Consider the following 13445-nt stretch of genomic DNA (forward strand, 5'->3'; position numbering starts at 1 on the left):
AAGAGGGGAATTACCATGAAATCATTCGTACCATGGTTTTATCTGGTTGCTGCTACTGGAGGTCAAGCTGCCTTTGCGATTAATGGCTTGGATGCTTATCGTCAGGGGAATTATCCATTGGCTGCACAGACGCTAATTAATCAGGCGGGTAAAGACCCCATTGCAGATTATTATTTAGGCCGCATGCGCCTCTATGGCTATGGTCAATTAAAAAATAATGCTATGGCTCTGCGGTATTTCAATCAGGCTGCGGAGAAAGGCGTTTTGCCAGCCCAGCAATTTCTTGCCCGTTATAATCTCGTAGAGGCAAAAAATCTCGAGCAGGCTTTGTATTGGTTTAAAAAATCGGCGGCAGCAGGGGATATACAGGCACAAATGTACTGTGCAGCTGCTTATTTGTTTGGTCTTGGCACAAAAGAGAATCCTGATATAGCCAGACGTTACTATATTGATGCTGCCAAAAGTGGTAATGCGATTGCGCAATATACTTTGGGAGATCATTTCCTGGATAGTCGTCATGGCGAAAATAAAAAGCTTGGTGTGATTTGGTTAACCAAAGCGGCCGATCAAGGGAATCCTAAAGCCCAATTAGCCCTGGGTGAACTGTACCTTGCCGGTAAAGTAGTCGGTCTTGACAAGGCCAAGGCACAAGATTTAATAACAAGATCGGCAACACAAGGGTACGTGCCAGCTATGCTCATGCTCGGTGAAATGGCGGTAAAAGAAAAAAATTTCCAAGTTGCCAAAGATTGGTTTACTAAAGCAGCTATTGAAAATGATGTTCATGGAGAGCTGGCTCTGGCGCGTTTGTATTTAATACCAGAGTCTAGTTTTAATAATCCACAAACTGCTTTTATGTGGATGTTGCAAGCAGCGCAGAATGGTTCTAGTGAGGCGCAGGAAGCCTTGGCTTTAATGTATAAAGAGGGCACAGGAGTCGCTGCTGATGAGCGTTTGGCAGAGCAATGGCAGCTAAAAGCGAAAGAAACGGCTGCCAATGAAGCGAAAGTGACCGCGCTGAACGAAGCTGCCCGTTGGTTAAGTAATGATAAAACAAGCTCTTTCACTGAGGATGAAACGTATCGTTTAGGGGGTATCTATAGTGCCTGGAAAAATCCTCTTGCATTAAAAGAGAATAATTATAATCAGGCTCCACAAATGGAAGGAGTCACTCGGGCTGAACTATATAAACCCCAATTTGTTATGGTTAAGCCCAATGATATTGCTATTAATGATTATTTTGACCTCCTTGCGCCAAGCATGGGCAGTAATCAGCAAACAGCGTTAATTTTCCCCCGTTATCCTCTTGATCAACAAATAGAGGCGTTACAGCAAAATGAATCGTTAGTTTTAAAGCATAAAGCACGAGTATCCATGATTAATGAGGGCTTGCCTTATCCTGATAAAGCTGGGCCGCAACGTTTTGATTATTTTGATGAAATGACGAAAGGATGGGAGCATCAAGCCAATTACCAAGCAGTTCTTAGCCAACTGTATGGCCAGGCAATTCTTGGCGATTCTGATGCCCAATTTGAGTTAGGACAGCTTTATCAATATGGGGTTGCCGTTGCTAAAAATCCACAGCAGGCAATTGTTTACTATGAGTTAGCTGCTATACAACAAGATGTACGGGCTGAATACAATTTAGGTATTTTATATCTGGAAGGACAAACAACCCCCGTTGATTATCAAAAGGGAATAAATTGGATGACTGATGCTGCTTTTAAAGGAAATCCTTATGCTCAGTATGTGTTGGCTTCCATTTATGAAAAAGGGTTCACTGAGCCTAATGGTACTGTGGTTGTTCAGCCTGACATGCAGCAAGCAATGGCAATGTATTATCTTGCCTCAGCCAATGGCTATGGTTTGGCGGAATACCATTTGGCGGATTATCTGGTTAAGCAATCGAAGAATGGTTTAAGTGTTGCTGCGAAGAGAAATCGTACAAAACTAATTAAACGACTTTATGCAGGAGCAGTGGCAGATGGTGTCGCCGAAGCCCGGTTACCCTTGGCGTTTTATAATGCGATGGATGACAACCCAGAAAAGCAAGCGCAAGCGTTTGCTGTAGCCAAGGAAGAAGCGAATACAGGTGATAGTCGTGCTGCTTTATTATTAGGAATGATGTTTGAAAGAGGTTTATCGGTAGCGGCCAATCAAGTGGAAGCCTTATATTGGTATCAGCAAACTGCGATGAATCCAGCCATTGCTTTCATTCTTGGTACTTATTACAGCCAAGGCATTGGGCTTACCAAGGATTTGCAAAAGGGGAGGGCGCTTTTACAACAAGCAGCTGATGCGAATTTTTCCTATGCCAACCTGAATTTAGCGGTATTGAAACAACAATCAGGAGAAACCTTCCTCGCTGATTTAGATAAGGCGCGTGAGTTAGGCAATAGTAAAGCGGGTTTATTGCTTGCTGATTATTATCTCGCTCAAGCCAGTGATCCCGAAAAAATGCAACAGGCTCGTGATATTTACCAGCATTTTGCTGAAAAAGGGGATAAAGAGGGGCAACTGAAGTTAGGTTATCTTTACGATAAAGGTTTTGGTGGCCAAATCGATCGGACAACAGCTGCAAAATGGTACAGTTTGGCTGCAGAACAAGGAGAGCCTGTAGCCCAATATCTGCTTGGTCAACTTTATCAATTGGGTCGTATAGGTACTCAACCCGATTATGCTGCTGCTAAAAAATGGTACGCAGCTGCACAAACCAGTTACCCCAGAGCATCAGTAGCGCTTGGTTTTATCTATGATACGGTTGATGATAATTACTTGAAAGCATTAGAAAATTACCAATTGGCTGCGGAAAAGAATGATGCAGTGGGCCAATATAACCTCGGACTGGTGTATGAGGATGGTAAGGGCTTGCCAGTTGATTATGTCAAAGCAAAAGATTTTTATACCAAAGCAGCATCACTTGGCTATAGTAAAGCAATGACACAGCTTGCCGATCTCTATTTTTCGGGTGCCTTAGGTAGCAGAGATGAACAACAGGCCCTGCACTGGTATAAAAAATCAGCCGCTTTAGGGGATGGCGATGCACTGTATCAATTAGGATTATTATCTGAAACAGGGGTTGCTACGAAACTTGATTTTGCTGATGCGACTAGTTATTACCAGCAAGCAGCAGCAAAAGGGAATGAAAAGGCCAAGCTTGCACTGGCCAGGATGTATCAGTATGGTTTAGGCATACCTAAAGATAATGAACAAGCAGCACGTTTGTATGAGGAATTAGCTGCAAACAATAACGCCTATGCCCAATATCAACTAGCTCAAATGTATTTAGATGGTCTCTTGGGCGAACGCAAACCTGAGTTGGGCAAGAAATTATTGGAACAAGCCAGTGCAAATGGTAGTCCACAAGCAAGTAAATTGTTGCGATGGATGGATGCCCAGCAGCAAGAGCGCTTTAGTTTCATTGAACCTATCTCCATCAACAAGGTGCCGTCTTTAGCTGATAAATCAGCTGATTTAATGTATTTCGATGCCTTAAGTGAATGGAACAGTGGTGATGAGGCTTATTCACGGATGATCCTGGATCGCTTAAGGAATCAATTCCCGCAATATGTGCCAGCCAAACGTGCTTATGAACAATTGAATCAGCAGGATATTGCGTTCTCGGGCTGACTCAAATCAAAATGTAATTGAAGGAGTCGCGCTATCATTCAAGATAGCGCGATATTAAGATTCCAGTGGTAAGTATTAAACGCAAGTTCTGATCCTCGCAGATAATTTTAGGCAAGAATAATTTTTGGCAGAGAGCCTTATTTTATCTAAAAAGAGCTTTGAGAAAGGGTAGCACTGTTGTGAGAAAGAGGAACCGAACCGGGAAACCCGGTTCGGTGTTTACGTTACAGACTTAGAGCGACGGAAACACTGGGTTTAAGCTGCCATGGCTTTAACACGTGCGCTCAGGCGGCTTTTAATACGGTTAGCTTTATTTTTGTGGATCAAGCCTTTACCAGCTGCTTTATCAATAATGGGTTGTGCTTTAGCATAGGCAGCACTGGCAGCTTCTTTATCACCAGCTTCAACAGCCTTAAGAACATTTTTAACGAAGGTGCGGAACATGGAACGTGCACTAGCATTATGTTGGCGCAGTTTGACGTTTTGGCGCGCACGTTTGATCGCTGATTTAATATTTGCCACTTAAGAATCTCCACTCATTTTCAGATGTCACAAAAGATGCTGATCATGCACAATGCGCCAGAATTTGTCAATATACCCAAAGAAATAGAGCGTTGTGCGTGTAAAGATTAGCACCGAACAAATTGTCGCCCTTGAACGTGCCTATGCCGGTGTCCGATTTAATTACTGAGTACTATTCAGCTGGCAAGATTTTCCAATAGCAAAATACAAAGAAATCCAATAAAAAAGCAGGCTGTAATGACGGGTGTTTCAGTAAATTCTTGTTCATGGGCTTCGGTTAACAATTCTTCTGTGACCAGATAAAGCAAGGCTGCTACACCAAAAGCCAGGAAACCATCGGTAATAACAATGGGTAATTGCGATAATAAAGTGGCACCAACAATACTGCCAATGGGGATCAATAAAGCAAGGCAAAAACTTAGCAGTAAACGAGTTTTAATTCCCACCGAGCGGCTGCCTAAGGTTGCTGTGGTTGATAACCCTAAAAATAGAATTTCCATTGCCAAGGCGATGGCAATCAGGATGCCTCCTCTGGCTCCTGCCAAAAAGGAAACACCAATTAAGATACCGTCAATGAATAAATCAACACCCACTGCACTTACTAGACCCAGTGAAATTCCTTTTCTTTGCTCTTCATTCTCCATGAGCCTATTTGAAAATTTTTTAAGCAACAGCATCGAAATGACGCCTAAAGAAAAACCGATAATGAGCGCTATAGGTTCATTTTCAGCGCCAAGTTTGGGTAACAACTCTTTCGCAACCGCGGCAAATACGACACCTGCTGCAAAATGTTGCGTGGCAGCGGTTAATTTATCATTGGGCTGATAGACACTGGCAATTGCACCACCGAGGATCATAGCAAACGCTGGTGCCAGGGAGTATAATGCGATAGTAGGGAGTGAATTGACTATCATGAAAATCCTTTTATTTCTGCAATTCAGTTACTGTAACAGAAAGTTAACAGCCAAATTTAAAAAGATAAAAAATCTTTGCTAAAAATCAATAAAAACTGGTTTCTCGGTATATCATAGAGCACGCCTTAAAAATTAATTAAACTATGTCTGCGATTGAAACCATGGTACCAAAACGACAAAGCCTGCTGCGCTCTACCTCCCTTGTGTCGATAATGACGCTAATGTCTAGGCTTGTGGGCTTTGCACGCGATATGATACTGGCGCAACTGTTTGGTGCGCAGGCAGGGATGGATGCTTTCTATGTTGCTTTTAGAATCCCCAATTTTATGCGCCGTTTATTTGCAGAGGGTGCTTTTTCACAGGCTTTTGTGCCGGTACTTGCCGAATATCAACAAACACGGACGGTTGATGAAGTACGGACTTTTATTGCTCGTATTGCGGGGCAATTAGGAGTGATTCTTTCAATAGTCACAGTAATCGGGGTTTTGGCAGCCCCTGTGATTATTTTTATTTTTGCACCAGGTTTTGGCGAGAACAGTGTACGTTCAGTGCTTGCAACAGAAATGTTGCGCTTAACTTTTCCTTTTCTAATGCTGGTTTCCCTAACTGCCATGGCTGGCGCTATCTTAAATACCTATGGTTATTTTGGCGTTCCAGCATTTACACCCGTGTTACTCAATATCTGCATGATTCTGGCGGCGCTTTATTTATGCCCATTGCTTAGCCAGCCCGTCGTTGGCTTGGCTTGGGGGGTATTGATCGCGGGAATCGCTCAATTATTGTTTCAAATCCCTTTCCTTTACCAACGAAAATTGCTGGTTAAACCCAAATTGGTGTGGAGCGATCCGGGTGTAAAACGCGTTTTAAAATTGATGATCCCTGCTTTGTTTGGTGTGTCGATTGCGCAGATTAATTTAATGGTTGATTCTATTTTTGCATCCTTCTTGAAAGTGGGTAGTGTGACCTGGTTGTACTACACGGATCGGCTGACCGATTTTCCTTTAGGTGTGTTTGGAGTAGCGATTGCTACGGTTATTCTACCTCATTTATCCCGACGCCATGCGGAACAAAGCAACGAGAAATTTTCTCGCGCACTGGATTGGGGATTGCGCTTGTTACTGTTGATAGGGATTCCCTCCGCGTTAGGATTGTCTTTATTTGCCATGCCTTTAATTGCTGGTTGTTTTGCCTATGGTAAATTCTCAGCCTATGATTTAATTCAAACTCAAAAAAGTCTTATTGCCCTGGGTTCTGGTGTACCAGCTTTCATGATGGTTAAGGTACTTGCTTCAGGTTTTTATGCTCGCCAGGACATCAAAACACCGGTCAAAGTAGGTGCTTTGGTCATGTTAATCAATAGCTTACTGTGTCTGGTGTTCATTTGGCCTCTTGCTCACGCAGGCCTTACTTTGGCTTCGGCGTTGGCAGGTTATATTAATTGTGCGATCTTGTTGTTCCTATTAAAGCGACGAGGGATTTATCAACCAATGACAGGTTGGCTTAAGTATATTCTGCAGTTAGGCGTTGCCAATACCGCAGTGGCAGTCTATTTGCTGTTAATGACGGGTAGTGTGAGTTTTTGGTTAGCCCAATCGCCTGTATTAAGATTAACCTGGTTACTGGCCCATGTGACGGTTGCAGTATTGATTTATTTTGTAAGTTTATATGTGACTGGCATTCGTCCAGCGCAATTTCGTGGTCATATGAAGGAGTAATGATGCGCGCAGATCTGTTTTATGGTACTCATTCTGAAAAGGCCGTGCCTTTGTTTTTAGTGACTAAAGCCGAATGGGAAAAGGGTTTGGAAACTTTAAATGCCGCAGAGCGTAATGCGTTTTTTGGGCAGCAATTCAAAGGTAAAGCGGGTGATCTTTGTCTGCTCAATACGCAGGATGGTCTTCTTCACAAGGTCTATCTCGGCACGGGTGATGACGATAATCAAAGTCAAGCACTTGCTCAAGCTGCTAAATCCTTGCCGCCCGGCCATTATATTCCACAACAGGATTTAAAACAGGAAGCCTGTATCGCTTGGGCACTAGCACAATATCGTTTTGCCGATTATAAAAAACAAGACACGCTTCCTACTGTTCTCATCGTCAATAAAGCGCAATTGACGGCAATCTTGGCAGACTGTAATGCCATCTTCCTGGTGCGTGATTTAATCAACAAGCCGAGCAATGATATGGGGCCAGAGGAATTAGCCAAGGTATTGGCTGATTTGGCAAAGGAACATCACGCGCATTTTGAGCAATGGGTCGGTGATGAGTTGCTAGTTGCTAATTTTCCTGCGATTCATACCGTTGGTCGAGCATCGGCAAAAGCACCCCGTTTATTATCTTTGACCTGGGGTGATGAGAAACATCCACGTGTAACCCTGGTGGGGAAAGGGGTTTGCTTTGATAGCGGCGGCCTGGATATCAAACCATCAAGTGGTATGCGTTTGATGAAAAAAGACATGGGTGGTGCTGCGCATGTGATTGGCTTGGCGCAGTGGATCATGACCCAGCAATTGGCTATTCGTTTACAAGTTCTTGTTCCGGCTGTTGAAAATTCAGTAGGCCCTGATGCCTTTCGCCCAGGCGATGTTTTAACCATGAGGAATGGTTTAACGGTGGAAATCGATAATACGGATGCAGAAGGGCGGCTAATCTTAGCGGATGCAATCACCAAAGCGTGTGAAGAAAAACCTGAAGTGCTTTTTGATTTTGCTACCTTAACAGGCGCTGCCCGTGTTGCTGTGGGGACTGAGATAGCTGCTATGTTTTGCAATAACGATGATGTTGCACACACATTGATTGAATCATCAAGGGCTGTTGATGATCCGATTTGGCGTTTACCACTCTTTGCCGGTTATGACTCGATGCTTGACTCATCAATTGCCGATTTGGTGAATTCAAGTTCTTCCGGTTATGCCGGCGCTATCACCGCAGCGTTATTCATACAACGCTTTGTTACCTCCTCTATTCCCTGGATCCATTTTGATATTATGGCCTGGAATGTCAGCAGCAAGCCAGGAAAACCAGAAGGTGGCGAAGCGATGGCATTGCGTGCGGTAGCACATTATTTGTTAAAAACGTATGGGAAATAAAGGGCTTCATTAATACTGTTAAAGGTGGTCGTGTTATAGCCTTTGGTTTTCACCCGGGCGGGCTGGTCTTAGACTCCACCTGTTATATACCGACTGGGTGACACCTAAACGAAATGTAGCGAAAATTTGATGAAGGCCTGGGTGAGTGACCCTAGGCATTTTACCAGGCTACAATTCAATGTCATGAGTATGCAGTTCACATTGTTTTGCACGGTATTCACGGTAATGGGCGCGGCTTAATTCCTTGGCTGCCTCGTCGTTGACAACGATTTCCATAACGCGGCGAAAGCGTGCATAAAAGCTGGGAATTGGAGCAGCCAAATTTAGCAAAATATCATTGAACCCGCGTGGCTCTCCCTGATAGCCAAGCTGTATGGGGGGCGGCGGCTCTGGCCCCTCTCCTTGCAAATTATGAGGGATGAAACTATTGTCTTTGAAAGTCCACAGTAACTCATCCAGTTGTTCCGCGTCCTGTTTTGTATCGCAGTAGACGAAAACCTGATGGCCACGTAGATAGGCTTTTTCCAGCAAACGGCAAGCCAGTAACCAACGAGAAGACAGCTCATTGCTATTTAATAAGTAGAAATCAACGCGTACTGATGACATGGCGTAATAACTCAATTAATAAAGGGACAGGGCGGCCAGTCGCATTGCGTTTTTTACCTGAGATCCAGGCCGTGCCTGCTATATCCATGTGAGCCCAACGGTATTTTTTGGCAAAGCGTGAGAGAAAGCAGGCAGCGGTAATTGCACCAGCACTGCGATCAAAAGAAGCATTGATCATATCAGCCAGGGGACTATCAAGGGCCTCCTGATACGCTTCATCCAGTGGCATGCGCCAGGCCTTATCGTCACTTTCATTGGCGGCAGCAAGAATCCTATTAGCCAGCTCCTCGTCTTCCGTCATAAACCCTGTATTGACATGGCCCAGTGCTATAATCATCGCCCCGGTAAGTGTCGCAAGATCGATAACCCAATCGGGTTGAAACCGTTCTGCATAAGTTAGGGCATCAGCTAACACTAACCGCCCTTCGGCATCAGTATTTAGTATTTCAATCGTCTGACCGGACATGCTGGTAACAATATCGCCCGGTTTTATGGCCGTGCCACTGGGCATATTTTCTGCACTGGCAACAAGGCCAATCAGGTTAATCGGTAATTTTAATGTTGCACAGGCTTTGATGGTTCCAAAGACGGCTGCAGCACCAGACATATCATATTTCATTTCATCCATGGCATTACCTGGCTTTAGGGTTAAGCCGCCAGAGTCAAAGGTGATCCCTTTGCCAACCAGGACAACCGGTTGGGTATCACCACCGCCACAATATTGCATTTCAATTAAACGGGGGGGTTCTGCACTGCCCTTAGCAACCGCAAGCAATGCGCCCATGTTCATGGCTTGCATATCCTCAGGGCACATTATTTTTGCGGAGAGATTTTCGTGCTGTTGTGCCAGCTCCATAGCCTGTTCTCCCAGGTAGGTGGGAGTGCAATGGTTGGCCGGTAAGTCGGCTAGGGTGCGAGCGAGCTGTACGCCGGCGGCGATTGCTTTGCTGGTTTCGATAACAGTGCCGGATGCCCCTGGCAGATAAAAATCAATTGCTTCGAGTCGATTGGGTTTTTTATTTTTGGTTTTAAAATCAGAAAGTTGGTATAACTGTGCATCTAACTGCAGCAGCATTTGTTGGACTTGCCAATCGGCATGATGCTCATCGACCTGGGGTAAACAGATCGTGGCTGTAACGATACGTTGTTTAATCAGCGCGGCACCGACGTCACCAAGGCGTTTGCGCAAATTTTTTGCAGAAAATTTGGCTTTTTTGCCACAATGAAGAAGCATTAGACTGTGACCATCAATATCAGCCTGCCATATAGAATCGCCTTCATCATTTAATTTTTTAAATAAACGGGAAATAAGATGATTGCATTGCTTATCCAGTGTTTTGCCAAAATCACACAAGCCGCAGTCGTCAAAGAAGCCAAGAACAAGGCATTCATTGGTTTTAAGTGATGGTGTTGCAATTAACCCATACTTCATTTCTACTTCCTATCATGCGCAAAAACTGCTAGTTTACCTAGGGTCGGTTCGTAATTCTACTGCCATTTCTGGGAAGACGTTAAGCAATCCATCTTCTTATGGTATGCTGTGCTGTTAAAGAATCTACGTATAAGTATCGTGAACGATTCAGGAGAAACTAATTTTGTCCAAAATCTATCTAATACGTCCTGATCAATAGAGACAGGCCGTGCTGATTTTTCGTTATTTAGCCAAAGAAGTTTTTGTTACTTTAGCATCGTTAACAACTATCTTGTTGTTGATTTTCATGTCTAATCAATTTGTACGTTATCTTAATCGTGCTGCCAGTGGACAAATTCCTGGCATGATCATTATGAAATTAATGATGCTGGAATTGCCAAACCTTATGGGATTATTGCTCCCGCTTGGATTTTATGTGGCTTTGTTGATTGCTTATGGCCGTCTCTATGCTGAAAGTGAAATGACGGTGTTGCAAGCCTGTGGTTATGGACCTTCTCAATTACTGCGCCATAGTTTTGTGATGGCCGCGGTGGTCAGTGTATTAGTAGGGATTATCATGATATGGGCAAGTCCGGTGATTGCCACTGAGCGAGCAAAATTATTACGTACAACCGGTATTCAAACCGCCATTCAAATGATTGTGCCAGGTCGATTTAGGGCTTTATCGGAAGGCAAGCAAGTCTTTTATGTTGAATCAATGAATCGAGAACACTCAAAAGCACAGCAAGTATTTCTGGCGCGCCAGGTTGTTAAAGATAATCATTTGCAATGGGATATTCTGTTGGCAGAGCGGGCTTTTGCTGAAACTGATCCGAATACCCTGGAAAACTATATTGTTTTGCAACAGGGCAGTGAATATGAAGGGATGCCTGGAAAGGCCGATTTTCAGGTTTCAGAATTTGATCAATACAAAGCACGGTTGCCCCATCCGGTAATTGAAATAGAAAAAGACATTCGTACGACGGATACGGCCAGTTTGTTGCCCTTCAATAACCCAGATAAACGGAAAGCTGCAGAATTGCAATGGCGGTTATCGGTACCGATTATGGTGTTGACTTTAACCTTAGTGGCCGTTCCCTTAAGTCGGGTTAATCCGCGTGCAGGTAAATATGCAAAATTGTTACCTGCGATAGTTCTTTATATTGTGTATGCCAATTTTATATTTGTTTCTCGCGACTGGATCATAGCTGGCAAAGTGCCGCTGTGGTTTGGCATGTGGTGGTTACACCTTGCTGTTGCAGGAATAGGTATACTGTTGATTTGGCGTAATCAGGTGAAATTGTCATGAAATTGCTCGACCGTTACATCGCAAAAACGGTTTTGGCAGCCATTGCTTTGGTGACCTTGATGCTTGCAGGGTTACAAGTGTTTATTCTCTTTGTGAACCAGTTAGATGATTTGGGTAAGGGGGATTATGGTATCGTCCAAACAGCCCTTTATGTTTTTTTACAGATGCCTTACCAGGTTTACTTGTTTTTTCCGATGGCTAGTTTGTTGGGCTGTTTGATTGGTTTAGGTATTATGGCTAACCATCGCGAATTAGTTGTAATGCGCGCAGCCGGGATGTCTATTGGTCAAGTCACACTGGCTGTACTTAAGGCTGCTTTATTCCTTATTCTTTTTGTCACTTTGGTAGGGGAAACCATCGTGCCAAGGCTGGCTTCTTATGCCAATGATCAAAAAATACAGGCTATGAGCGGTGGCCAGACTTTACGTACAGCGCATGGTGTTTGGCTGCGCCATCTAAATGATTTTATTTCCATCGGAACTATCTTACCTAATAATACCTTGGAATTAGTGTTTCAATATCATTTCGATGAATCTCATAAAATGCGTTTTGCCCGTCACATCGACAGAATTAAGTATGTGAATGGTCAATGGGAAGCCCATGATATAGCGGAAACCATCATTAATGACGAGGGTACACAGACTCGCAAAATTAAAGCAATGCCCTGGGACGTCCCGGTGAAACCGGATATTTTAAGCGTCAGTAGTCGTGAACCGGATGAAATGACTTTGCATGAATTACGTCAATATTTGCGTGCCCAGAAACACAGCCATCAAAATGTAGGTAATTACCAATTGGCTTATTGGCAACGGCTGATACAACCATTGACAACGGTCGTGATGATGATCCTGGCTATCCCATTCATTTTCGGCCCGCTGCGCTCGTCAACCATGGGGTCAAAATTATTGGCTGGAGCTACGGTGGGTTTTGGATTCCATATTGTCAATCGTTTCTTCGGACCGGTAAGTCAGGTATTTCAATGGCCGCCGGAAATCGCTGCCTTAGGACCGACTTTTATATTTGCTTTGTTAGGACTTTATCTGATGGGTAGGGTTAGATAGTGGTTATTATTCGTCATGTACTTGAAGGAGTACTCAACCCTTTTTTCCTGTGCTGGGTATTATTGTGCGTTTTTTTGATCCTGCTATGGCTGCACGGAGACAGTATGTTGGTGCGTTGCGGCTTCCTAGTGGTCGCGCTGTTACTTTTATTATGCAGTACGGGCTGGATACCTCAAGCGGTTACCCGTCAATTGGAAGATCAGTATCCTGTTATTACCCAGGTTGATCCTGCCATTCATTGGGTGGTGGTCTTTAGCGGGGGGCAATCAGAAATGCCAGGACAAGCAGTAAACAGCTTGTTATATTCAGCCAGCATCAAGCGATTGTTAGAAGGAGTAAGGCTCTATAAACAATTACCGCAAGCAAAATTATTACTCTCAGGAGGGGGGTATGGTTTTGAGCTGCCTGAGGCAATGCGTATGGCAGAGTTAGCGTCTTGGTGCACAATTCCGGCTGGTCATATTGTTTTAGAAAAAGCCTCCATAAATACCGCTGATCAAGTTAAGGCAATTAAAAAAATCGTCCATGAAGAACCATTTTATTTAGTCACTTCTGCTATTCATATGCCACGCGCAATGGCGCTTTGCCAGGCGAGAGGCATGCATCCTATCGCAGCGCCGACTGATTTTACTTTTTATTGGAATGATGAGCGTTGGGGTAAAACCTATTTGCCTAACCCGCATAATCTTTTTTATTTAAGTATTGCCATGCACGAACTGTTAGGGCGCTTATGGGCAAAACTACATGGTGATTACAAATAAAATGATTGGAAAGACAACAGAATACAGCTTTTCCAAACGGATGTTGTAATCCCCATGATCGTTCTTTCAATCGATACAATTCATAACGTCATTGATAATGATTAACGGCTAACTGCAACTAAAAGTTATTTCAATGAGCGCGA

The 13445-nt window shown here is 43.8% G+C and carries 10 protein-coding genes; 6 read left to right on the forward strand and 4 right to left on the reverse strand.

Annotation, left to right across the window (positions count from 1 at the left end):
* The first annotated feature begins 15 nt into the window (after nucleotides 1-15).
* Nucleotides 16-3630: an SEL1-like repeat protein gene (locus DYC89_RS04185; protein WP_115220637.1), complete on the forward strand. Its 3615-nt coding sequence runs from the start codon at nucleotides 16-18 to the stop codon at nucleotides 3628-3630.
* Nucleotides 3631-3885: 255 nt separating this feature from the next.
* Here the strand turns inward: DYC89_RS04185 and rpsT are convergent, their stop codons facing one another.
* Together rpsT and DYC89_RS04195 are read right to left on the reverse strand one after the other, a co-directional pair.
* Nucleotides 3886-4152 carry a 30S ribosomal protein S20 gene (gene rpsT / locus DYC89_RS04190; protein WP_115220638.1) on the reverse strand — a complete coding sequence of 89 codons (267 nt, stop codon included), beginning with the start codon at nucleotides 4150-4152 and terminating at the stop codon, nucleotides 3886-3888.
* A gap of 176 nt (nucleotides 4153-4328) precedes the next feature.
* Nucleotides 4329-5066, reverse strand: coding sequence for a ZIP family metal transporter (locus DYC89_RS04195; RefSeq protein ID WP_115220639.1), 738 nt, complete (start codon nucleotides 5064-5066; stop codon nucleotides 4329-4331).
* A 161-nt stretch (nucleotides 5067-5227) separates the two neighbouring features.
* Between DYC89_RS04195 and murJ the strand changes: the two genes are divergently transcribed.
* Both murJ and DYC89_RS04205 read left to right on the forward strand, forming a co-directional pair.
* Nucleotides 5228-6781 (forward strand): murein biosynthesis integral membrane protein MurJ, encoded by a 1554-nt coding sequence (gene murJ, locus DYC89_RS04200; protein WP_115222652.1) that lies wholly within the window; start codon nucleotides 5228-5230, stop codon nucleotides 6779-6781.
* Nucleotides 6782-6783: 2 nt separating this feature from the next.
* Entirely contained in the window at nucleotides 6784-8154 is a 1371-nt protein-coding gene (locus tag DYC89_RS04205; RefSeq protein WP_115220640.1) for a leucyl aminopeptidase family protein, read from the forward strand.
* 168 nt (nucleotides 8155-8322) lie between these two features.
* Here the strand turns inward: DYC89_RS04205 and DYC89_RS04210 are convergent, their stop codons facing one another.
* Nucleotides 8323-8760 carry a DNA polymerase III subunit chi gene (locus DYC89_RS04210; protein ID WP_115220641.1) on the reverse strand — a complete coding sequence of 146 codons (438 nt, stop codon included), beginning with the start codon at nucleotides 8758-8760 and terminating at the stop codon, nucleotides 8323-8325.
* Nucleotides 8741-10192: a leucyl aminopeptidase gene (locus tag DYC89_RS04215; RefSeq protein WP_115220642.1), complete on the reverse strand. Its 1452-nt coding sequence runs from the start codon at nucleotides 10190-10192 to the stop codon at nucleotides 8741-8743. The genes DYC89_RS04210 and DYC89_RS04215 overlap by 20 nt, the downstream gene beginning before the upstream one ends.
* A 208-nt stretch (nucleotides 10193-10400) precedes the next feature.
* Between DYC89_RS04215 and lptF the strand changes: the two genes are divergently transcribed.
* From lptF to DYC89_RS04230, 3 genes are read left to right on the forward strand one after another with little or no spacing between them, the layout of a single operon-like run.
* Nucleotides 10401-11480 carry an LPS export ABC transporter permease LptF gene (lptF, locus tag DYC89_RS04220; RefSeq protein ID WP_115220643.1) on the forward strand — a complete coding sequence of 360 codons (1080 nt, stop codon included), beginning with the start codon at nucleotides 10401-10403 and terminating at the stop codon, nucleotides 11478-11480.
* Entirely contained in the window at nucleotides 11471-12541 is a 1071-nt protein-coding gene (gene lptG / locus DYC89_RS04225) for an LPS export ABC transporter permease LptG (protein ID WP_115220644.1), read from the forward strand. Before lptF ends, lptG begins: the two co-directional genes overlap by 10 nt.
* Entirely contained in the window at nucleotides 12541-13302 is a 762-nt protein-coding gene (locus DYC89_RS04230; RefSeq protein ID WP_181879317.1) for a YdcF family protein, read from the forward strand. Before lptG ends, DYC89_RS04230 begins: the two co-directional genes overlap by 1 nt.
* Nucleotides 13303-13445 lie beyond the last annotated feature (143 nt).

The sequence above is a fragment of the Legionella donaldsonii genome (assembly GCF_900452385.1).
In the GTDB taxonomy this organism is placed as follows: Bacteria; Pseudomonadota; Gammaproteobacteria; order Legionellales; family Legionellaceae; genus Tatlockia; species Tatlockia donaldsonii.

Excerpts from the sequence above, each read along its gene's own strand:
- DYC89_RS04185 (WP_115220637.1), top strand. The coding sequence starts at position 16 with ATGAAATCATTCGTACCATGGTTTTATCTGGTTGCTGCTACTGGAGGT.
- DYC89_RS04195 (WP_115220639.1), bottom strand. The coding sequence starts at position 5,066 with ATGATAGTCAATTCACTCCCTACTATCGCATTATACTCCCTGGCACCA.
- murJ (WP_115222652.1), top strand. The coding sequence starts at position 5,228 with ATGGTACCAAAACGACAAAGCCTGCTGCGCTCTACCTCCCTTGTGTCG.
- DYC89_RS04205 (WP_115220640.1), top strand. The coding sequence starts at position 6,784 with ATGCGCGCAGATCTGTTTTATGGTACTCATTCTGAAAAGGCCGTGCCT.
- DYC89_RS04210 (WP_115220641.1), bottom strand. The coding sequence starts at position 8,760 with ATGTCATCAGTACGCGTTGATTTCTACTTATTAAATAGCAATGAGCTG.
- DYC89_RS04215 (WP_115220642.1), bottom strand. The coding sequence starts at position 10,192 with ATGAAGTATGGGTTAATTGCAACACCATCACTTAAAACCAATGAATGC.